Raw genomic sequence first — 20,677 nt, 5'->3', positions numbered from 1 at the left:
TCAGTCAGCGGTCCATCCGCCATCGACCAGGAGCGACGAACCCGTCATCAGGCTCGATGCATCGCTCGCCAGAAAGACGATGGCGCCGGTCAGGTCCTCCACCTGCCCGAGACGTCCCAGCTTGATCTTCGAGAGGACGCTGGACCGGAAATTCGGATCCGCCAGGAAGGGGCGCGTCATCGGCGTTTCGATGAATGTCGGGCAAAGGGTGTTGACCCGGATGCCGTGCGGACCGAGCTCCACCGCCATGGCCTTGGTAAGGCCTTCGAGGGCGAATTTCGAGGTGCAGTAGACGGTGCGGTTGGCCCCGCCGACATGTCCCATTTGCGACGAGACATTGATGATGGAGCCCGCACGTCCGGCGGCGATCAAACGTTTGACGACCGCTTGCGCCGCGAAGAACGCGGCCCGAACATTGAGGTTCATCACTGCATCGAAATCCTCGACTGGGACCTCGGTGAAGGGTTTCGGCCGGTTCGTGCCGGCGTTGTTCACGAAGATGTCGAAGGGCTGCGCTGCTTCGACGATCCGAGAGAATGCGCTCAGATCGTTCATGTCGAGCGGAAGAGCTTCGGCCGATTGGCCCTGATCGCGAATGGCCGCCGCCGCGGCTTCGATCTCTTCGGATGTGCGCGCAGCGAGCGTTACATGCGCACCAGCTGCTGCCAGTGCCGCCGCTGCGGCCAGACCGATGCCGCGCCCGGCGCCGGTCACGAGAGCACGCTTACCGTCCAGGCGAAAGGACGGAGGATGGGGAAGGGGAGACGCTGCCATCATTCGGCCGCCGAAGCATAGGGGATGTTGCGTCCGCCATAGCGGCGCACGCGGATGTTGGCCTGCTCCGCATGGCCCGCAAATCCTTCGAGCATGCAGAGCCTTGAGCAGTACTCCCCGATCATGGCCGAGGCCTCGTCCGTCATGACCTTCTGGTAGGTGACGGTCTTCAGGAACTTGCCGACCCAGAGACCGCCCGTATAGCGCGCCGCCTTCTTGGTCGGGAGGGTGTGGTTGGTGCCGATGACCTTGTCGCCATAGGACACATTGGTCCGCGGGCCCAGGAACAGGGCGCCGTAATTCGTCATTTTGTTGAGGAAGTAATCCGGGTCGCGCGTCATGACCTGCACGTGCTCTGACGCAATGGCATCGGCCTCGCGCACCATTTCCTCGTCGGAATCGCAGACGATCACGGCGCCGTAATCGGCCCAGGCCTGCCGTGCGATTTCGGCGGTCGGCAGGATGCCCAGCAACCGCTCCACCTCGGCCATGGTCTCACGCGCCAGCGTCTCCGATGTGGTCAGAAGAATGGCAGGGGAGTTCGGACCGTGCTCCGCCTGCCCGAGCAGGTCCGTCGCACACATCTCGGCATCGACGGTTTCATCGGCGATGACCAGGGTCTCGGTGGGGCCGGCAAAAAGATCGATTCCCACGCGCCCGTAAAGCTGGCGTTTGGCCTCCGCCACGAAGGCATTGCCGGGACCGACGAGCATGTCCACAGGGTCGATGCTCTCGGTCCCGAGCGCCATGGCACCCACCGCCTGAACGCCGCCGAGGCAGTAGATCACGTCGGCGCCGGCAAGGTGCTGCGCCGCGACGATGGCGGGGGCCGGCCTTCCCTGATAGGGCGGGGCACAGGTCATGATGCGGGGTACTCCCGCCACCTTTGCCGTGATGACCGACATATGCGCCGAAGCGAGCAGGGGATATTTGCCCCCCGGTACATAGCAGCCGACGGAATTTACCGGGATGTTCTTGTGGCCTAGGATGACTCCCGGCAGCGTCTCGACCTCCATGTCTTTCATCGAAGCCCGCTGGTGTTCGGCAAAGTTTCGGACCTGCTCCTGCGCAAAGCGGATATCGTCGAGATTGCGCTGCGAGAGCTCTGACAGGCAGTCCCGGATTTCCTGATCCGTCAACCTGTAGTCGGAACGATCCCAACGATCGAACTTCGCCGACAGCTCCCTTACGGCGGCATCGCCCCGCCTCGCGATGTCGTCGAGAATTCCCTCGACGGTGGCGCGGATCTTGGCGTCGTCCTCGGCGATGGCCTCTGCATCGCGACCGCGTTTAAGCCAGCGTGCCATGGGAACTCCCTGATATTTATCTAGCGTTTGATCAATAAGGTCATCGCCGTGAGCGATATGTCAAGAAGCAGTGCTATCCGCTTTTCGGGTGCGAGAGCTTAGCTGCCGTGCCGGTTTGCCCAATAGGCGGGAAGGCTCGTGCCGTCTCTCTCACCCCAGCCGGAGCGTCCGGCTTCGTCATAGATGGCAAGCGTGCGTTCCACGAGGGGAAGGTCGATGCCTTGGGTCCTGGCTTCGTCCAGCATGGTCCGGAGATCCTTGCGGATTGAATTGACGTCGAAGGTCGGAGGGATGAATTCCTCGCCCGTCAGCGCCCGGGCAATCGCAGGCCCGCGAACCTTGAGAACGTTCGCACCCCCTGAAGTATCGGAAAAGAGATCCATCACGGCTTCCGCATCGTTCCCCAGATGCCGGCAAAGAGAGTAAGCCTCGCCGAGGGCCTGATAGAAGACCAGCAGGGGCAGGTTGATGGCGAGCTTCATGCTCGCTCCGGCCCCCACCGGCCCGACATGTTCCAGGCGTCGGCACAACTGCTCAAGGATCGGACGGGCGCGCGCCACGTCATCGGGTGCGCCTCCCATGAGGCCGATGAGCTTGCCCGCTCTGGCGGGGCCGGTTGTGCCGCCCACGGGGCATTCGACGAAGGTCGCCCCGCTTTTGCGCACGTCCTCGGCCAGGCGTCGTTCCGTTTCCGGCTGCACGGTGCTCATGTCGATGACGAGCTTTCCCTCGAGATCGGCTGCGAGAAGTCCGGCCGGACTGCGATAGATACTGTCGATGGCTGCGGCATCCGTCAGGATCGTGATGATGGCGTCGCTCTTCTCTCCAACCTCGCTGGCCGATGCGGCTGCATAGGCACCTTGCGCGGTCAGATGCCTCGTCTTCTCGGGTGAGCGGTTCCACACGATCAAATCGTGCCCCACCTCCATCAATCGCTCAGCAATGGCGGTGCCCATGCGTCCAAGACCGGCGATCCCAATTTTCATGGCGTGTCCTCACGGTTTATGGCGGATCATGGCACTGCTCCCCATGTCTGACAACGAATGGCACAGGTCTCCCGCCCGCGCTTTTCGTGTCAGTCGCGCAGGAAGTTCAGCAGAGCGGTTTCGCTCATCACGGCAGCAGGTGTTTGGTGGCGTTCGGCGAGCGCCCGCTCCTCGGCTGTGTCGAATCGGGTCCGCATATAGGAACCGAGACGCCGTGCCTGATCGACGATCCTTCGGCCCATGGCGACCCTTTCCGCCTCGAATCGCTCCAGGGCGGAGGAGACATCCTGTTCCGCTTCGAGGGCAGCCGTGAGCGCCCTGGCGTCGCCAAATGCTTTCGCAACACCGCCGCCGACATGCGGGCGGGCGACGAACGCGGCATCGCCGACGAGAGCCACGCGCGAAAACGCCATGCGTGGACTTTCGAGGTCGTAGATCGGCTGGAGAAACGGCTGCTCGGTCACACGCACGAGATCGCGGAATTGCGGGGCCAGAACCTCGTCGCTGTGAGAACGCATCTCCTCGACGGAGTTGCGGGAGATCAGAGGAGGTGGAATCGAGCCGGTATGCGTATGCCCGGACTCATCCGTCAGGAGACGTTTGAGTTCGGTTTCCTCGTCCGCCGGGCGATACCAGACGAAGTTGTAGCGCCGGTGCCCGGGCCGCAGGTCGTCGTTCGGACCGGCGACCGGATAGCCCAGCATCTGCTCTCCCGGTGGGAGGCAGAAGGCGAAATAGGGAAAGAGGTCGCGATGGGCGGCAGGCGTCAGCGCGCCCTCGTCCACGAGACCGCGCCATGCGACATAGCCGGCATAGACGGATTTCACGTCCGGCAGGAACTGCTGCCGCACCGTGGAGCGGATGCCGTCCGCTCCGACGATGAGTTCGGCCTCCACCGTGCTGCCATCGCTGAAACGGGCGAGGGCGCTGTCCGTGCGGATCTCACAGCCGACAAGTTCCTTGCCCAGATGGTAGCGTCCGGCCGGGAAGGCGTCCCGCAGCATCTGAAAGAGGCGGTTCCATGAGGTCGCTGTCTGAGGGCAATGGTACCGGCCGATGAGGTTGCCGCTCCTGTCGAGCGTCCGCCGCTCGTCCATGAAGACCCCGAGATCCTCTCCAGGATGCAGTCCTACCAAGGCCAGAGCCGATACAAGCTCGGGATGCGTGACGATTCCCGCACCTCTCCCCGAGAGCTCCACAGACACGCGCTCGTAGACATGCACGTCCCATCCGGCCCGCAGCAGCGAGAGGGCAGCGAACAACCCTCCCATGGAGCCGCCGACGACGATGGCACGGGGCGCTTGGGTCGGCATCGTGAAACTCCGCTCTGCTGTATTTTATCGTATGATAAATAAAATACGGCCGGGAGGTCAAGGAGAAGCAGGAGATGGTTCGCCGACGATTGCGCCGATGGTGGCCGGAAGTCCCTTGAGAAGGCTGTCGACGCTCAGCTCCAGAAAGGCCTGGAGTGGGAGGTGAGGCGCCGCCTGGTACACGTGCCGGCGCATGCCGTAGTAGAAGATCCCGCCGTGGAACATCCAATAGAGGTCGATTTCCGCTTCCTGGATCGGCAGGACGTCGAAGCCTGGTAAGCCATAGCCGAAGCGGATCTCCTCACAGATCCGACGGAGGATCCGCTCTTCGACGAACGTGATCCACCATTGATTGATCTCCAGCCCCCGAAGGCCGGAGAACAGATAGATGCGCATCCATTCGGAGGCGAAAACGACCTCCGTGTAACGGAGATAGAAGGTCACGAGACGCTCGCGCAGGGGCAGACGGCGGTCGGATATCAATCCCTCCCACTCGGCTTGCCAGCGGCCCAGGTAGACCTCGTTGTAGACCTCGCGGATCAGATCTTCCTTGGAGGGGAAGTAGCGATAGATGAGGGGTTGGGTGACTCCGAGCTTCTTCGCCAGGGCCCGGGTGCCGCCGTCGAAGCCCACCTCCGAAAAATAGGCGATGGCGGCATCGAGAATCTGCTGCCTGCGGTCGACAGGGGAGAGCCGTCGCCTTGGGGCCTTGGCATCAGGTTCGGAAGCGTTTGAACGGGCAGGTTTCACGATCGGTCTGTCATCCCAGGCGCTGCCGCCGTGCAGCAATATCACTAGAAGCCACGGATTGCCCCGGCAGAAAAGAGATTTCTGCCGCCAGCGACGACTGCGGCTGGGCTTAAACCGGCTCTACTCGCCCGCTTGCGGCCGAGCGCGTGATCGCCTCGAAGGTTCGCACGTTCGCCTCCATCTCCTCCAGCCGGACCGGGTAGGGTGCCTTCCCCATGACGGCCTGAGCGAAGCTCTCGAGATTGTCGCGAACCGCCGGATGGGGCGGGGCGAAGACCGTCACCGGCTCCTCCCCGCGATGGATCGTGGTCACGTCCCAGCCGGTGGGGTTCTCCGGATGCGTCCGGTCCCGGATCTCCATCCAGCCCTTCGACCCATAAACGGCGAAACGGCCGACGAAAGGCGTCGCGAGAATGGCGGACAGCAAGGCGGTCGCGCCGTTCTCGAACCCGATCGTGATCGCGAGCGTATCACCGTTCGCAAAGGAGCTGCCCCTGGTCGCGAGGCGAGCCCAGACCTCCTTCGGACGTCCGAAGACGGCAATCGACAGGTCTACCAGATGGATGCCGGTGGCCGACAGGGGGCCGACCGGCGACTCGGTGGGGGAAAGGCGCCAGTTGTCCGGCGGCAGCGCTAGGAATTTGTCCTGGCTGAAATTGGCCTCCATCAACAGGGCCGTACCGAACTCACCCTCCTCGAACCGCTTGCGCAGATCGATCACGGAGGGTTCGAAGCGCCTTTCGTGCCCGATTCCGAGCTGAACTCCTGCCGCCTTCACGGCGGCAATCGCGCGCTCCACTTCGGCCCCGGTTGTGGAGAGCGGCTTCTCACAGAAAATGTGCTTGCCGGCTTTTGCCGCCGCCACGATTTGGTCGGCATGGAAGCGGTGAGGCGAGCAGAGAATGACCGCATCGACGCTCGGATCCTCCAGGGCGTCCTCGAACCTCGCCGAGGTCCGCAGACCGAATTCCGACGCCACCTGCCGGCCGCCCTCGAGGGGGTCGATGCCGAGAACCGGCCGGATCAGGTCGCTTTGCCTGAGGTCGCGTGCAATCGTGCGCCCCCACCAGCCCAAGCCGACGATTGCAGCATTGATCATGTCATATCCCCACAAGGTAAGCGTTTCCGATCCGGCCGGCTTCAGTCCTGGCTGTCGGCGGCGCGGCTGCATCTGCCACATTCGCAGAGATCGCCAGGAGAACATCGCATGGTGCAGATCGCCTTCACCAATCCGACCAATTCTTAAGATGGTTGACGAAGCCATCATTGACCGGAATACCAAAAATAGTGCATTTATCAATTGAAAAATAAAGCCGAACGACTTGGCTTCCTTGTTGGGCCGGGACCTATGCGATGGTTGACGGATTGCTTGCAAAGATTCCCCTGATCCTCGTTTGCGTGGTGCTTGGGGTTTTCCTCACCTGGCAAGGTCCGGTGAACGCAGAGGCGGCGCGCCGTCTCGGCTCTCCGGCTCTCGCAGCGCTCCTGTCGATCTCGATGAGCGTCGTGCTCGTTCTTGCCTTCGCGATCTTCACCGTCCGCGAAAGGCCCGACTGGAGCCAAGTGGGCGCCGCTCCCTGGTGGACATGGATCGGAGGGATCACCGGCGCGGTCTTCGTGGTCGGCAGCCTGCTCGTCGTTCCAAAGACAGGAAGCGTTCTATTCCTTCTCTCCGTCATCCTCGGTCAGATGATCGGCGCCATCACCGCGGACGGCTTCGGGCTGTGGGGGCTGCGGGAAACCACCATCAGTCCGATGAAGATCCTGGCGATGGGGCTGGTCCTCGCAGGCGCGGTCACCTTTCATCTTGGAGAGTAGGGCACGGGACTGCATCCCGGCCTTGCGCCTCCGTGAGAGAGGCATAAGATTTCCCGCCGTCTGAGGCCGCACATTGCGGTTCACCGGGGAAGTGGGTCCATGCCTGAAAGCTCCAGCCTTCTCGCATTCGCGCTGGTGGCGCTCGGCATGGTGCTGACGCCCGGCCCTAACATGATCTATCTGGTTTCTCGCTCGATCTGCCAGGGGCCCGCAGCGGGGCTGATCTCTCTCTGCGGCGTCGCCTTGGGATTCGTGTTCTACATGCTGTGTGCCGCATTCGGCATCACGGCCGTAGTCATCGCGGTTCCCTATGCCTACGACGTACTTCGGTTGGGCGGGGCCCTCTATCTGCTGTATCTTGCCTGGCAGGCTATCCGGCCCGGCGGGCGCTCGCCCTTCGAAGTTCGGGACCTGCCGAAGGATCCCCCGGGCCGACTGCTCGCGATGGGATTCGTCACGAATCTCCTCAATCCGAAGATTGCGGTCATGTATCTGTCGCTGCTGCCGCAGTTCATCCAACCGGAGAACGGCAGCATCCTGTCTCAGTCTCTCGTGCTCGGGGGCGTACAGATCGGCATCAGCGTGTCCGTGAACGCTCTCATTGCCATCACTGCGGGCTCGCTGGCGGCGTTCCTCGCCGGCCATCCCACATGGCTCGGCATCCAACGGTGGCTCACGGCGACCGTTCTGGCCGGTTTGGCGCTCCGGATGGCGACGGAGGCGAGGCGCTGACGCCCCACCTTCAAAGACGTCTCTACCTGCCGTGGCTCACTTGATGGCCTGAGGATTGATCGGCGATCCGGCCCCTCCGGGAAGGTGGAGAGGCGGCGCCGCAAAGAAGAACTCGTAGACGCCGTCGGCCGCGCAATCCTCGGCCAGTTCCTTCACATAGAAGATCTCGCCCATCGAAATGCCGATGGCCGGAATGACGACCCAGTGCCAGGGCTGGTTCGCCTCGTTGGTTTCGTTGGGGCGAACTTCGCAGCCCCAGGTATCGGAGCAGATCGCCGCGATGTCCTTCTCGCGGATCCAGTAGCAGGTCTCGAAGGCAAGGCCGGGCGCATCGCCGCCCGCATAGCCCGACCAGTCGCCCTTGGCGAGGCAGCGTTCCTGATGGCCTGTGCGGACGATGACGAAATCTCCCTTGCGGATTTCAACGCCTTGAGCCTTGGCACACCCGTCGAGATCCGCATTCGTGATGCCGTATCCGTCATCGAGCGAGTCGACGCCCTTCCATCGGGCGACATCGAGCAGCACACCGCGCCCGACCATCTTGTCTCGCACCTGCTCGATTCCGAGCTTGCGGGCTCCGCGCGCATCGACGAGCTTTGCGTCGTAGCCGTTGTACATCTTGTCGTCGAGGAAGATGTGGCACAGGGCATCCCACTGGGTCGATGCCTGGCAGGGCATGCTGATCGCATCGTCGGCGTAGCGCAGATAGGGGAATGGCTCGTCCTGGTTTCCGGCCTCCGCATCCGTGCCCGTGGCAAGCATGGTGTGGATCGGGTTCCAGCGCCCTCCGAAGAGGCCGGACTGGATGGGCTCCTTGAGCGACAGGCCCAGGGCAAAGGTCTTGCCCTTGCGGATCAGCTTCGCGGCGGCCACCACGTCTTCCGGCGAGACGTTGTTCAAGGTTCCGATCTGGTCGTCCTCGCCCCAGCGCCCCCAGTTCGAGAGTTTCTCGGCAGCCTCGTAAATGGCAGCCCTGTTCACAGGCTTCGTCATATGCATCCTCCCGCAGACTTCTAATTATCGATTGAAAAACTAAAGCGGGGAGCTGTCAACGAGACAGTACGGTCAGGATTGCTCCGTTCACGGAGATCTCCACACCGGCCTTTTGTTGAGAGGAGTCCCGTTCGATCGAGCCGTAAACTGGTGTCTCTGTCCCGGAATTGGTTGACCAATTTGGCCACTATCCCTAGTCTCGTCCGGAATGGAGTGTTTGAGACAGATGCGAGTGGACGAAACGACCCTTGGGCAACTCCGAGCCTGGCTCTCGGATGCGCAGTTGCCCGAAGACGGCAGGCTGCCGCCCGAGCGGGAACTCGCCGACCGGTTCGGCGTAAAGCGTGCGGAACTGCGCAAGGCTCTCGCTGTGATGGAGGGGGAGGGGCGCTTGCGGCGGCATGTCGGCAAGGGAACCTTCCTCGCGAAAGAAGATCCGGCCGATGTTCCCACGGATGCAGCCATCATCGCTCACCGCACGAGTCCGCCCGAGGCGATGCAGGCGAGAATCATCGTGGAGCCGGAAATCGCGCGCCTCGCCGCACTGAAGGCGACATCCGCGCAGATCGGAGAGATGAAGGAACTCTGTCTCCAGATGCGCCATGCAAAAACCTGGGGCGAGTATGAGCACCTCGACTGGCGCTTTCACAACCTGCTGGCGGAGGCCAGCGGCAACAATTTGCTTCTCGAGATTCAGCGTCTCGTCAACGGAGTGCGCAGAGCCGTCGTCTGGGGGCACTTGGCCAAGCGACCGATAGGCCCCTCACCGGACTATCATTCCTTCGATGAGCATGATGCCATCGTCGAGGCGATCGCCAGCCGCGACCGCAGAGGGGCCGCCGACGCGATGCGACGCCATCTCAACAGTACGGCATCGACCATGCTGGACGATTAACGGCACCCGTCACTCCGGAACCGAAAGGACCCGGCTCTCGCCCAGATAGGCAAGAGCAAGATGTTCGTCGATGGTTGCCAGAACGTTGGATATGAGCGGCGCAGCCGCCGTCTCGAAGCTCCGCATGTCGAGGTCCTGTCGCTCGACTACCTGCACGCCCTGGGCCCGCAGGCGGCTGAGCGCCGTCTGGTCTTCCTCGATGGCAAACCCACGTTGTGCCAGAGTGGCGGCCCGGGCTGCGGAGGTCAGAGCGCTCGCCTCCTGATCGGGCAGGCTCCGAAACCAACTGGCGCGACAAATGAGAAGCGCGACCCCGAAGATGTGCCCGGTCATGCTGAGGAAACGGTGGTGTTCATGCAGCCCGAAATTGAGCGTGTTCGTCAGAGGATTTTCCTGAGCATCCACGGCACCGCTCGCGACGGCCTCTACGAGGTCGCGGACATCGGTGACGACAGGTTTGAACCCGAAAGCTGCCAGCGTATTCTGGTACAGTTGATTGTCGAGAGTACGGATGACGAGGCCTGAGCAATCCTCTGCCGACCGTATAGGCCGCGATCTGTTCGAGATATGGCGCATGCCGTTGTCCCAGAACCCGAGAACGTGGAGGCCGGTCATTCGCTCCACGTCTTCGGCAAGGAGGCGCCCGGCCTTCTCGTCGAGCGCCCGGTGAGCCTTCAACCTGTCGCTCACCGTCAGAGGCAGATCGAGAACCGCGAGCGACGGAACGCGCGCGGTCAGGTAACCCGAAGCCATGTAGCAGATATGGGCCTCTTCCTGCTCCACATGCTCGAACAAGGCCTTCGCCGTGCCCCCTGATGCAGTGACATCCTCGACGATCTCGACCTCCGATCCTGCCGCCGAGAGGCGGCTCGCGAGATAATGAAGGCCTCTCGTGTGAACCGACGAGGCGCCTTGGTAGCCTGAAAGACGAAGATGCATGGCTCTTTCCCTGGCTTTGGCAAAAAGGATAGGACCAATTTTCAACCAGTTTAAGCTCTTGGTCCGGCGCGGCGAGAATCTCGGCCCTTCATTATAGGCCGAGCGATCCCCCGAACCTGGCAGCATGGATTTAACAGCCATTATTATTGCGATTGGCGGCCATACGAAATTCTAATTGCGACACTCGACGTTTTCGACAGCGGCCGCACAGATCTTCCTCACAAGTCTTTGTTTATAAGGAAATAATCCGGAGCCGCGGTTCGCGCGGCTGGTTCTCACCCTCATGCATTCACGGATTGAGGGTGAGTGTCGTGCCAAGACATCAAGGTCGCCCCTCAGGCCGAACTCTTTTCAACCAATTGACAACCGGTAAAAGCGCGGCGCAATCTTTCCTTAGGTCAGTTGCAGCCGCAGGCAATGACAGGAGCCCGCCTTGCGAGCTCTGAAAGCGCCTCCGGCCGCGGCTGAGCGGTCTGGACGGCTTCGCGAGAAGTGGAGGACGGTCACAAGAAGGGCGAGGATCGAAAGCAGAGGGTCGATCACTCCGCCGTAAAAACTCTCCTCCCGCCAAGACGCCAATTGGCAATCGAGCCTCCATGCAGACCACGGAGAAGGGGTTCCCCCTAACGAAGAACGACAGAGGAGGAAGTACGATGACCATGCGAAGCGCGCGAACCGTCGCCATTACCTGTGCCCTTGCGGGCATCCTCGGCTTTGGGGCAGTACAGGCCCAGGAATTCCCCACGAAACCCATAACCCTGATCATTCCGGCCGGCGCCGGCGGGTCCCATGACATGACCGCGCGAGCCGTGACCAGCGTCGCGAGCGAGTATCTCGGTCAGCCGATCATCATCCAGCTCAAGCCGGGCGGAGGCGGGGCGATCGGGTCGGATCAGGTCGCCAGGGCTCCGGCGGATGGCTATACCCTCCTGTTCGGCGGCCCCAACTGGAGCACGACGCTCCCAGCGGTCGAAGGCCGTTCCAAGGGACCAGACGATCTCGATCCCATCTGCCGTATCAACTACAGCCCCGTCATGGTGGCCACGAAGCCCGACGCTCCCTACAAGACCTTCAAGGAAATGATCGCCTGGGCCAAGGAGAATCCGGGCAAGCTCGTGTTCGGCAATGCAGGTCCGTGGAGCCAGGCGGATCTGACCTGGAAGCAGATTTCCCAGATTACCGGCATCGAGAGCCGAAACGTTCCCCATGACGGCGGCGGTCCGTCGACCCTGGCGCTCCTGGGCGGACACGTGGACGTGGCGATCAATCCCACGACCACCTTCATGAGCTACATCCAGTCCGGCAAGCTCCGTCCCCTCGCGGTTCTGGACGACGAGCGCGACCCGAACCTCCCGGACGTTCCCACGGCCAAGGAGGAGGGGGTCGATGTCGTCTACTACCTGTGGCGCGGGATGCTCGCTCCGAAGGGAACGCCGCGTCCGATCATCGAGAAGCTTGCGGATGCCTGCAAGAAGATGACCGAGGACAAGACGGTCCAGGCCATGATCAAGTCCTTCGGCGACCGCATCCAGTATCTGGGTCCGGACGAATTCGGGAAGGTATGGCGGACCGAGTTCAATCTTCACAAGGAGCTCGGCTCCTCGCTGAAGAAGTAAGGGATGGCCATGGCTGAGGCTCGTCGCGGTCTGAAGTCCGGCGACCTGGTGGCGGGAGGATTCTTCCTCCTGCTGGGCGTGGGGGCAATCGCCGGCGCAATCAGGCTTGAGATCGGCACACCGAGCGAGCCGCAGCCCGGGTTCTTTCCCTTCCTGGGCGGACTGGGTCTCACGATCCTGTCCGCCCTGCTCATTTTTCAGGATTTCCGGGGACGCAGCTCGGGCGGGGAGCCTTTCGTCGAGACGAGGCGTCCTGTTCTGGCCATCCTGGGCTTCGTTGCGTTCGTGGCTCTCCTCGACCCGTTGGGCTACGTGCTTGCCACGGCATTGCTCGCCGCCGTCCTGCTCCTGATCCTTGGGGTGAGGCTCGGATGGGGATCTATCCTGACGGTCGTCGTCCTGGCGGCGGGCAGCTATCTCCTGTTCGACCGGGTCCTGGACGTTCCTCTGCCCGAGGGAATCCTGGGCGCTGTTTTCGGCCCATAGGGACCTCGGACAATGTTGGAAAACCTCGCCAGCGGATTTGCCGTCGCCCTTTCTCCCTGGAACTTGGCTTATGCCGGTTTCGGTGCCGTTCTCGGGACGGCAATCGGCGTATTGCCGGGGCTCGGGCCGCCTGCCACCATCGCCATGCTGCTGCCGCTGACCTATGGCATGGAGCCCGTATCGGCGGTCATCATGTTGGCCGGCATCTTCTATGGAGCCATGTACGGCGGCTCCACCACGTCGATTCTCCTGAACATCCCGGGTGAGGCGGGATCGGTCGTCACGTGCCTCGACGGATACCGGATGACCCGCAGCGGACGGGCCGGCGCTGCACTCGGGGTCGCGGCCATCGGATCCTTCATCGCCGGCACGCTCGGCGTCATTGGCCTGTCCCTGATCAGCCCCATCCTGGCCGAGTTCGCCCTTCGGTTCGGACCTGCTGAATACTTCTCCCTGGTGCTCCTGGGCCTCACCATGGCGGTCTACCTGTCTGGCGGCTCAGCCCTCAAGGGCTTGATGATGGGAGTTCTGGGCCTGCTCCTCGGGACCGTCGGCCTCGATCCGGTCCTGGGAGCCGAGCGCTTCACGTTCGGTCTGCCGAACCTCACGGACGGACTGGATTTCGTCGTCGTCGCGATGGGGCTGTTCGGCATCGCCGAGGTACTGAGCAATCTGGAGGCGCCCGAGCAGCCCGCCGCCCTCAAGACCGGCATCAAGAACATCCTGCCGACGCGGGAGGATTGGAAGCGGAGCTGGGCACCGATTGCCCGGGGATCGCTGTTCGGGTTCTTCATCGGCGTCCTCCCCGGCGGGGGAGCGATCATAAGCTCCTTCGTGTCCTATGCGGTGGAGAAGAAGATCTCGAAGCACCCCGAGCAGTTCGGCCATGGAGCCATCGAGGGCGTGGCCGCTCCCGAGTCGGCGAACAACGCAGCCTCCGTATCGTCCTTCATCCCACTCCTGACACTGGGGATTCCCGGCAACGCCTCCATCGCGATGATCCTGGTCGCGCTCATGATCCACGGCATCAGGCCGGGACCGCAGTTGATCCAGGAACACCCGGACATTTTCTGGGGGGCGATTGCATCCATGTATCTGGGCAACTTCATGCTTCTAGCCCTCAACCTTCCGTTGGTCGGCCTGTGGGTGAAGCTGCTTCGGGTGCCCTACAGCATTCTCTCGCTGGTCGTGGTGGTGATCTGCATCGTGGGCGCCTACAGCGTCAACAATTCCACGTTCGATGTCGGCGTCATGATCGCCTTCGGGGTCTTCGGCTATCTCCTGCGCAAGGGCGGATTCCCGGCAGCTCCGTTGATCCTGGCGATGATCCTGGGTCCCATCCTCGAACGTTCGCTCCAACAGGCGATGATCAGTTCGGCGGGCGACCCGCTGATCTTCATCGAGAAGCCTCTCTCGGCCGGTCTCCTTGCCGTCGCGGCTCTCGTCGCCCTGACGCCGCTGCTCGGCCTTGTGCGCGGCGGAACGACGAAACCCGCATGAACACAGCCAAAGAGCCATCCATCGTGCCCCTGAATCGCAAGGACCGCTCATGACCTCGGAACGGAACGTCGGCGTCATCGGTCTGGGACGAATGGGCACCGGAATCGCAAGGCGCCTCGACGAGGCAGGGCTGCTCGGCGGCGCCTGGGATGTAAGCGAGACCGCGCGGGGAAGAGCGGGGCTCTCCGACGATGTCGCGATTGCTCCTCCTGCCCAGATTGCACAAAGGTGCACGTTCATATTGTTCGTGCTTCCAGGCAGTGCCGAGATCGAGGAGTGCCTGAGCGGCTCCGAGGGCATTCTCGCCGTCGACGGACCCGGTCAGGTGCTCGTCGACCTCACCACCTCGCGCCCGGGAGAGACCAAGAAGCTGGCGGGTCTCGTGGCCGGTCGCGGCAGGGCCTATCTCGATGCAGGCATGACGGGCGGCGCTCAGGCGGCGGATGCAGGTCGCCTGACATTGATGGTCGGCGGGCCGGATGAGCCGCTTGCCCATGTGCGTCCGGTGCTGGACCGCATCGCCACGCGGATCTTTCATCTCGGCCCCACCGGCGCCGGCCATACGATGAAGCTTGTTCACAACATGATCTGCCACACCATCTTCCTGGCAACGAGCGAAGGCTGTCGCGTGGCCGAAGCCGCGGGGATCGAACTGGCGGACGCCGTGGCCGTCATCAACGCCGGAAACGCCCGGAGCTTCATCAGCGAGGCGCGTTTCCCCAACCACATCCTCTCGGGCACCTTCGACGGCCGCTCGGCCGTTACGAATCTCGCCAAGGATCTGGCGATGGCGGTGGAGTTGGAGCAGGAAGTCGGTCTACCGGCGGCCTATGGCCCGCTCACCGCGCGTCTCCTGGCGCGAGCCCTGGAGCACGGCATGGGAGATCAGGATTTCACCACGCTCTACAGGGCTCTCGACAGCCTCCTCGTGGAGGAGAGCGGCACGGAACCCGTGGCGTGATGGCTCGTCTCCGGCGGTTCCATGACCGCTGCTTTCGACGGAAGGGGTGTGCGATGGCGCGAAAGGTTGGCCTGATCGGTCTCGGCCTCATGGGCAGCGCTCTTGCCCAGCGCCTGATCGGTGCAGGTCTCGACGTTCTGGGTTTCGATCTCGACCGGTCGAAATGCGATGAATTGGAAGCGAGGGGCGGACGCACCGCGGCATCCGTCGCCGATGTGGGGCACTCATGCGATGTCGTGCTCATCGCCGTGCTGACGGTCGATCAGGTCGAGCAGGTCGTGGAGGGCGAGAATGGTCTCGCCGGAGCAGAACGGCCGCCGGCCGTCCTTTGCACCGCGACCTGCGACCCAGAACGGATTGCTTCGCTCGCCTCCCGCTGCGCCTCGCGGGGAATGGTTTTTCTCGACACTCCCGTGTCGGGAAGCAGCGGACAGGTTGCCAAGGGCGAGGGCCTCGGATTGGTCGCCGGAGACCGGGACGAGGCTGCAAGATGCGCGGACGTCATCGAGGCGATCTATCCCCGCCACGTCTATGTCGGGCCTGCGGGCGATGCGAGCAGGGCCAAGCTCGCGATCAACCTCGCCCTGGGGCTGAATCGGGCCGCGCTCGCGGAGTCGCTGGTCTTCGCGGAGCGGATCGGACTCGATCCCGCCGCCTTCCTCGCCATTGCGAAGCAATCCGCCGCCTACTCCCAGATCATGGACGTCAAGGGCGCGAAAATGATCAAGGGCGATTTCGCGCCGCAGGGGCGGATCGTCCAGAGCCGCAAGGATTTCGGCCTGATCCTCTCCGAAGCCGGGCGCGTGGGCCAGCATCTGCCCATGGCCGAAATTCTCATGGGCCTTCTGGAGGGCTGCATCGAGAACGGGGAGGGGGATTGGGACAATTCCGCCGTCATCCGAGAAGTGCGCAGGCGTCACGCACGATGAAAGGGCTCGCGCCGGTTCTGGGAGCATGTGCCTTCGCCAGTGGGTTCGGCATCAGGATCGTGGACCCGATGGTGCCGCTCCTGTCCGCAGAGTTCGCGGTCTCCCTCGGTGCGACCTCCCTGCTCGTGACGGCCTTTGCCTTCTCCTACGCTCTCGGCCAGCCGATCCTCGGCCCTCTCGCCGATGCCATCGGCAAGACACGGCTGATCGTCCTGTGCGGAGCGATCGTATCGGTTCTCTTTCTCGCCTGCGCCCTGGCTCCGGCATTCCCGTTCCTTGCCGTCGTGCGAGGCATCTCGGGTTTTGCCGCGGGCGGCATCATTCCCGTCGCCATCGCCGCCCTGAGCGACAGCGTCAGCGTCGCGGAACGCCAGGTGGCGCTCGGCCGCTTCCTCGTTGCCTCGATTCTCGGTCAGATGCTCGGGGCTGCCGTATCCGGCGTGGTGTCGGAACTCTTCGGCTGGCGAGCCGTGTTTCTGCTGACGAGCGCGCTCATGGCGGCGGCAATCACGGTCGCCTTCATGGTCCTCCCGCACAGCCCGCGGGTCGGGGAGGGCCTCTCGCGAGGTTCTATCTTCCGTCAGCACGGAAAGATCCTTTCGAGCCGGAGAGCCGTCTTCCTGTTCTGCCTGGTGATCCTCGGCGCCGTCGCGGCTTACGGGCTCTTCCCGTTCGTTGCCGCCATCCTCTTCGAACGCTTCGGCACGGGCACCTATGAGGCAGGACTTGTGCTGGGAGGGTTCGGGTTGGGCGGAGTGCTCTATGCGCTCACGGTGCGGAGGGTCATCGGCCTGCTCGGGCCTCGGTGGATGAGCTGGGCCGGGGGACTCGGCAGCGGCGCGGCGCTCATCGCCTTCGCGTTTCCACTGCCCTGGACCTGGAACATCGCGTCGTTCACGCTGCTGGGGTTCGCCTATTTCATGCTCCACAACAAGTTCCAGACCCATGCGGCCGAGCTGGCGCCGGGAGCGAGCGGCTCGGCGATCTCCCTGTTCGCCTTCTGCATATTTGCGGCCCAGGGAATCGGGCCTCTCGTGGTCGGCGGGGCTCTTTCGTTTCTCCCGATTCCCGTCGTCCTGACGCTGATGGGCGCTCTGGTCGCCGGCGTCGGCGTCCTCGCCCCCTGGATCCTCTCCAAGGAATAAGCAGAATGTCGGGCCTGTCGAGGCTGGCTACGGCTTCAGATAAAGCGCAAGCCGGCCCGCCGCGTTCTTCAGGTGTGTCTCGGCGGCCAGCCGGGCGCCGGATGCATCCTGACGCGCAATGGCGTCGAAGATCGCCTGATGCTCGGCCTGCACGGCTTGGGTCAGCCCTTCGAGCCGGGCCGTGTTGGCACGCGCGGTGCGAATGAAGGTGCGGACGCGGCGGTCGAGAAAATCGGACAGATCACGGAAGAATGGATTTCCGGTGGCCTCGATGATCGACCGGTGGAAGGCGAGATCTTCCTCGACCCCCGGCTCTCCCCGGTCGATTGCGGCCTGCATTGCGTCGAGCTGCGCCTGGATGTTGCGCAGATCCTTGTCGGATCTGCGGGCGGCGGCGTGCTCCGTGGCGCTGGCTTCGATGGCCATCAGGAGTTCGACGATGTTCCGGATCTCCTCCTTGTCGGTGAAATCCGCAACGTCGAGCCGGAACACGGAAACCGCCCCCGGATCGGCCACGAAGGCTCCCGCCCCCTGGCGCGTCACGACGAGCCCGTCATGCTTGAGGCGCCCGATCGCCTCACGGACGGTCGGGCGGCTGACGCCGTAGGTCTCGGAAATCTGCTGCTCGGTGGCGAGCCGTTCGCCGGGACGCAATCGCCCCGATACGATCTCGTCCCTCAGGCGCAGGGCGAGGGTATCTGCCAAGGAGGGGGCTCGGCCAAGGATGTCGCGTGAATGTTGTGCCATGGGAGATTGTCCTTGGTTGGCTGTCCTGGCGGCGTCAGCTGGCTATGTAGAGGCCGCCATTGACGTGCACCGTTTCACCCGTGATGAAGCTGGCCCAGTCGGAGCAAAGGAACGTGACGAGGCGCGCCACCTCCTCCGGGGTGCCGAGGCGCTTGAGCGGCGTCTGTGCCATCAGCTCGGGCCCGCGCGCATCGAGCAGCGGCTGCACCATCGGACCTTCGATGAGACCGGGCGAGACCGCATTGACCCGGATGCGAGGGGCGAGCTCGAGGGCGAGCGACCGGGAGAAGGTGAGCACTCCGCCCTTCGCCGCCGCGTAATGCGCGTGCTTGTAGCTGCCCCTGTGGCCGGCCATGGAGGCAATGTTCACGATGGCGCCGCCGTCCGCGAGAACCGGGATGGCGGCGCGACACGTATAGAAGACGCCGCTCAGATTGATGTCGATCGACTGGCGCCACTGCTCGTCCGTCATGTCCGCGATCATCTGATCGCGGTAGAGGCCTGCTCCGGTCACGACGAAGTCGACCTTGCCGAAACGGTCGCTGGCGAGAGCCACGGCGTTTTCCGCATCCGCCGAGCTGGCTGCGTCCTGCCGCAGACCGAGGGCGCGTTCGCCCGAGGGGTCGAGGTCGTTCGCGAAGGTCTGGATTCCGGACTCGTCCAGATCGGTCAGGACGCAATTGGCGCCCAGGCCGAAAAAGATCCTCGCAATGGCACGGCTGATGCTGCCATTGGCTCCGGTGAGGAACAGGGTCTTTTGCGAGAAGTCGAACATCGTTCCGCTTCGATCCATTCCGCTTGTCACGTCATCAGCCAGCCGCCTGCCACGTCGCAGACCTGACCGGTCACGAAGGCGGCGCCGTCCGACGTCAGGAAGAGGCACATGCTCGCCACGTCCTCCGGACTTCCAAGCCGCCGCAGAGGGGTCGCAAGACGCGCCGCCTCATTGGCCTCCGGAGCGGAGCCGCGCATCAGCGGCGTGTCGATCCGGCCTGGAGCGATGGCGTTGATGGTGATCCCATCCGGGCCGAGTTCTCCGGCCAAGTGCTTGGTGAAGCCGATCAGGGCTGCCTTGGACGCGGCATAGTGAACCCCGACGATGTCGCAATAGGTCCGGCCCGCGACCGACGAGATGTTGACGATGCGTCCACGACCGAGTTCCCGCATCCCGGGCACCACAGCCCGCACGCAGTTGAAGCCGCCGGTCAGATTGACGTCGATGACCCGGCGCCACTCGTCGGGCTTCATGTCCCAGACCGGGGAGCGTTTTCCGTCGGCCCCCGACTTGGGTGAGATGCCGGCATTGTTGACGAGGATCTCGATGGGGCCGAGGGTCTCGGAAACCCGGCGGCACGCCTCTGCTACCGCCTGATCGTCCGCCACGTCGGCCGACAGCGCCATGGCCTCGCAGCCGCGCTGCTTGGCGGCGGCCGCCGCCTCTTCCGCGAGAGCGGGATCGTGGTCGAGATAGGCCACCTTGGCCCCGGCGGCAGAATGGGCGTCCGCCATGGCCCGCCCGATGCCGCGTCCGGCTCCGGTCACCAGAGCGACGCGGCCAGCATGGGAACTCATCGGCGGATCTCCAGCATGATCTTACCCTGATGGGCGCTCGATTCCATCAACTCGTGCGCGGCGCGCGCCTCCTCGAGGGGGAAGGTAGCATGCAGGACCGGCCTGACAGCTCCCTTTTCAAGGAGTGGCCAGACGTTCCGGCGCAGCGCCTCGGCAATCGCGGCCTTCAACTCGACCGAACGCGGACGCAGGGTCGAGCCGGTAATGGTGAGGCGGCGGATCATGACGGGCGTGAAGTCGATCTCGGCCTTGCTCGACTGCAGGAAGGCGATCTGAACCAACCTGCCTTCGAGGGCCAGAATAGAGAGATTACGGGCGATGTAAGGGGCGCCGACCATGTCGAGGACCACGTCCACGCCCCGCTTGTCGGTGAGATTGCGAACCTCCTCGACGAAATCCTGATTGCGGTAGTTGATGGCCGCATCCGCACCGAGCGACCGGCAGAAATCGCACTTTTCCTGCGAGCCTGCCGTGGCATAGACGATCGCTCCCGCCTGCTTGGCGAGCTGGATGGCCGTCGAGCCGATCCCGCTGGACCCGCCATGGACCAGGAGCGTCTCGCCCGCCTTGAGCCGGCCACGGGTGAACACGTTGTCGTAGACCGTGAAATACGTCTCCGGGATTCCGCCCGCTTCGAGCAAGGAGAGGGGACCGGGAATCGGGAGACAGAGCGGTTCGTCAGCGACGCAGTACTCCGCATAGCCGCCGCTGGCGACGAGCGCGCAGACCTCCTCGCCGACCTGCAGCCTCTCGACGCCGTCGCCGAGGGCGACGATTCGGCCCGAGACTTCGAGGCCGGGAATGTCGGTTGCGCCAGGCGGGGGAGGGTAGCCGCCCGCCCGCTGGAGACAATCGGGCCGGTTTACCCCGGCCGCAGCCACTTCGATCAGGACCTGGCCCTTACCGGGACTGGGAACCGGGGCATTCTCCAGCCGGATGACCTCAGGGCCGCCAGCCCCTTCGAAGCGGACCTGCCGCATTGTCTCGGGAATTGCCATCGTGAGTCGTTCCTCCTGCACCAGTTGCCTTCGCGGCGGTCGGTTGTGCCCGACCATCTTCCTACTTTCAAACGGGTAGCAATTTTCCACTTGTCAGGCAACTTGGTTATCTGCAGTATCGCGGGTGCCGGGAACGTGCCGGCCGGTGCGCCGTGCCGCGCCCGTTCGACAGAAGCCCTGCCCGACAGAGGCTTCAGGGAGGAAACCGATGAAACT

General features: G+C 63.6%; 21 protein-coding genes. 9 read left to right on the top strand and 12 right to left on the bottom strand.

The genetic code is table 11. From position 1 onward, the window contains the following. From ACFOYU_RS18475 to ACFOYU_RS18450, 6 genes are all read right to left on the bottom strand, one after another. Positions 1 to 774: an SDR family NAD(P)-dependent oxidoreductase gene (locus ACFOYU_RS18475; protein WP_377034747.1), complete on the bottom strand. Its 774-nt coding sequence runs from the start codon at positions 772 to 774 to the stop codon at positions 1 to 3. After that, on the bottom strand, positions 774 to 2,081 hold the full coding sequence (hisD, locus tag ACFOYU_RS18470) for a histidinol dehydrogenase (RefSeq protein ID WP_377034736.1): 1,308 nt from the start codon (positions 2,079 to 2,081) through the stop codon (positions 774 to 776). Before hisD ends, ACFOYU_RS18475 begins: the two co-directional genes overlap by 1 nt. Positions 2,082 to 2,179: 98 nt before the next feature. Further along, positions 2,180 to 3,067 carry an NAD(P)-dependent oxidoreductase gene (locus tag ACFOYU_RS18465; RefSeq protein ID WP_377034735.1) on the bottom strand — a complete coding sequence of 296 codons (888 nt, stop codon included), beginning with the start codon at positions 3,065 to 3,067 and terminating at the stop codon, positions 2,180 to 2,182. 89 nt (positions 3,068 to 3,156) lie between these two features. Further along, complete coding sequence (locus tag ACFOYU_RS18460; protein ID WP_377034734.1) at positions 3,157 to 4,380, bottom strand: FAD binding domain-containing protein; 1,224 nt, start codon at positions 4,378 to 4,380, stop codon at positions 3,157 to 3,159. Positions 4,381 to 4,437: 57 nt separating this feature from the next. Then, positions 4,438 to 5,130, bottom strand: coding sequence for a TetR/AcrR family transcriptional regulator (locus tag ACFOYU_RS18455; RefSeq protein ID WP_226742453.1), 693 nt, complete (start codon positions 5,128 to 5,130; stop codon positions 4,438 to 4,440). Positions 5,131 to 5,239: 109 nt separating this feature from the next. Continuing rightward, on the bottom strand, positions 5,240 to 6,229 hold the full coding sequence (locus ACFOYU_RS18450; protein WP_377034733.1) for a Gfo/Idh/MocA family protein: 990 nt from the start codon (positions 6,227 to 6,229) through the stop codon (positions 5,240 to 5,242). 254 nt (positions 6,230 to 6,483) lie between these two features. Between ACFOYU_RS18450 and ACFOYU_RS18445 the strand changes: the two genes are divergently transcribed. Together ACFOYU_RS18445 and ACFOYU_RS18440 are read left to right on the top strand one after the other, a co-directional pair. Then, positions 6,484 to 6,948 carry a DMT family transporter gene (locus ACFOYU_RS18445; protein ID WP_226742451.1) on the top strand — a complete coding sequence of 155 codons (465 nt, stop codon included), beginning with the start codon at positions 6,484 to 6,486 and terminating at the stop codon, positions 6,946 to 6,948. 99 nt (positions 6,949 to 7,047) lie between these two features. After that, positions 7,048 to 7,680: a LysE family translocator gene (locus tag ACFOYU_RS18440; protein WP_377034732.1), complete on the top strand. Its 633-nt coding sequence runs from the start codon at positions 7,048 to 7,050 to the stop codon at positions 7,678 to 7,680. Between the two features lie 36 nt (positions 7,681 to 7,716). Here the strand turns inward: ACFOYU_RS18440 and ACFOYU_RS18435 are convergent, their stop codons facing one another. Continuing rightward, positions 7,717 to 8,673, bottom strand: coding sequence for a cyclase family protein (locus ACFOYU_RS18435; protein ID WP_377034731.1), 957 nt, complete (start codon positions 8,671 to 8,673; stop codon positions 7,717 to 7,719). Positions 8,674 to 8,905: 232 nt separating this feature from the next. Here ACFOYU_RS18435 and ACFOYU_RS18430 point away from each other — a divergent pair, with 232 nt between their 5' ends. Beyond that, complete coding sequence (locus tag ACFOYU_RS18430) at positions 8,906 to 9,568, top strand: FadR/GntR family transcriptional regulator (RefSeq protein WP_377034730.1); 663 nt, start codon at positions 8,906 to 8,908, stop codon at positions 9,566 to 9,568. Between the two features lie 9 nt (positions 9,569 to 9,577). Here the strand turns inward: ACFOYU_RS18430 and ACFOYU_RS18425 are convergent, their stop codons facing one another. Beyond that, entirely contained in the window at positions 9,578 to 10,507 is a 930-nt protein-coding gene (locus tag ACFOYU_RS18425; RefSeq protein WP_377034729.1) for a TRAP transporter substrate-binding protein, read from the bottom strand. A gap of 653 nt (positions 10,508 to 11,160) precedes the next feature. On the opposite strand from ACFOYU_RS18425, the gene ACFOYU_RS18420 reads away from it, so the two are divergent. The 6 genes from ACFOYU_RS18420 to ACFOYU_RS18395 are packed head-to-tail and all read left to right on the top strand — an operon-like array spanning position 11,161 to position 17,144. After that, complete coding sequence (locus ACFOYU_RS18420) at positions 11,161 to 12,123, top strand: Bug family tripartite tricarboxylate transporter substrate binding protein (protein WP_377034728.1); 963 nt, start codon at positions 11,161 to 11,163, stop codon at positions 12,121 to 12,123. A 9-nt stretch (positions 12,124 to 12,132) separates the two neighbouring features. Then, positions 12,133 to 12,609 carry a tripartite tricarboxylate transporter TctB family protein gene (locus ACFOYU_RS18415; protein ID WP_377034727.1) on the top strand — a complete coding sequence of 159 codons (477 nt, stop codon included), beginning with the start codon at positions 12,133 to 12,135 and terminating at the stop codon, positions 12,607 to 12,609. Between the two features lie 12 nt (positions 12,610 to 12,621). Then, positions 12,622 to 14,109 carry a tripartite tricarboxylate transporter permease gene (locus ACFOYU_RS18410; RefSeq protein ID WP_377034726.1) on the top strand — a complete coding sequence of 496 codons (1,488 nt, stop codon included), beginning with the start codon at positions 12,622 to 12,624 and terminating at the stop codon, positions 14,107 to 14,109. Positions 14,110 to 14,158: 49 nt separating this feature from the next. Next, positions 14,159 to 15,070, top strand: a complete 912-nt coding sequence (locus ACFOYU_RS18405) for an NAD(P)-dependent oxidoreductase (RefSeq protein WP_377034725.1) — start codon at positions 14,159 to 14,161, stop codon at positions 15,068 to 15,070. Between the two features lie 53 nt (positions 15,071 to 15,123). Continuing rightward, on the top strand, positions 15,124 to 15,999 hold the full coding sequence (locus tag ACFOYU_RS18400) for an NAD(P)-dependent oxidoreductase (protein ID WP_377034724.1): 876 nt from the start codon (positions 15,124 to 15,126) through the stop codon (positions 15,997 to 15,999). Next, positions 15,996 to 17,144: an MFS transporter gene (locus ACFOYU_RS18395; protein ID WP_377034723.1), complete on the top strand. Its 1,149-nt coding sequence runs from the start codon at positions 15,996 to 15,998 to the stop codon at positions 17,142 to 17,144. Before ACFOYU_RS18400 ends, ACFOYU_RS18395 begins: the two co-directional genes overlap by 4 nt. 27 nt (positions 17,145 to 17,171) lie before the next feature. Here ACFOYU_RS18395 and ACFOYU_RS18390 read toward each other — a convergent pair whose 3' ends face one another. Genes ACFOYU_RS18390 through ACFOYU_RS18375 form a run of 4 tightly spaced genes read right to left on the bottom strand, consistent with a single transcriptional unit; the run spans position 17,172 to position 20,461 of the window. Beyond that, on the bottom strand, positions 17,172 to 17,891 hold the full coding sequence (locus tag ACFOYU_RS18390; protein ID WP_377034722.1) for a FadR/GntR family transcriptional regulator: 720 nt from the start codon (positions 17,889 to 17,891) through the stop codon (positions 17,172 to 17,174). Positions 17,892 to 17,925: 34 nt separating this feature from the next. Continuing rightward, positions 17,926 to 18,666, bottom strand: a complete 741-nt coding sequence (locus ACFOYU_RS18385; RefSeq protein ID WP_377034721.1) for an SDR family NAD(P)-dependent oxidoreductase — start codon at positions 18,664 to 18,666, stop codon at positions 17,926 to 17,928. A gap of 26 nt (positions 18,667 to 18,692) precedes the next feature. Further along, complete coding sequence (locus ACFOYU_RS18380; RefSeq protein ID WP_377034720.1) at positions 18,693 to 19,463, bottom strand: SDR family oxidoreductase; 771 nt, start codon at positions 19,461 to 19,463, stop codon at positions 18,693 to 18,695. Further along, entirely contained in the window at positions 19,460 to 20,461 is a 1,002-nt protein-coding gene (locus ACFOYU_RS18375; RefSeq protein WP_377034719.1) for an NAD(P)H-quinone oxidoreductase, read from the bottom strand. Before ACFOYU_RS18375 ends, ACFOYU_RS18380 begins: the two co-directional genes overlap by 4 nt. Between the last annotated feature and the right edge of the window lie 216 nt (positions 20,462 to 20,677).

Origin of the sequence: Microvirga sp. GCM10011540, from assembly GCF_042650665.1 — a bacterium.
Classification (GTDB): Bacteria; Pseudomonadota; Alphaproteobacteria; order Rhizobiales; family Beijerinckiaceae; genus Microvirga; species Microvirga lenta.
The sequence above is the reverse complement of the archived record's forward strand: the minus strand, read 5'-3'. Positions and strand labels throughout refer to the sequence as shown.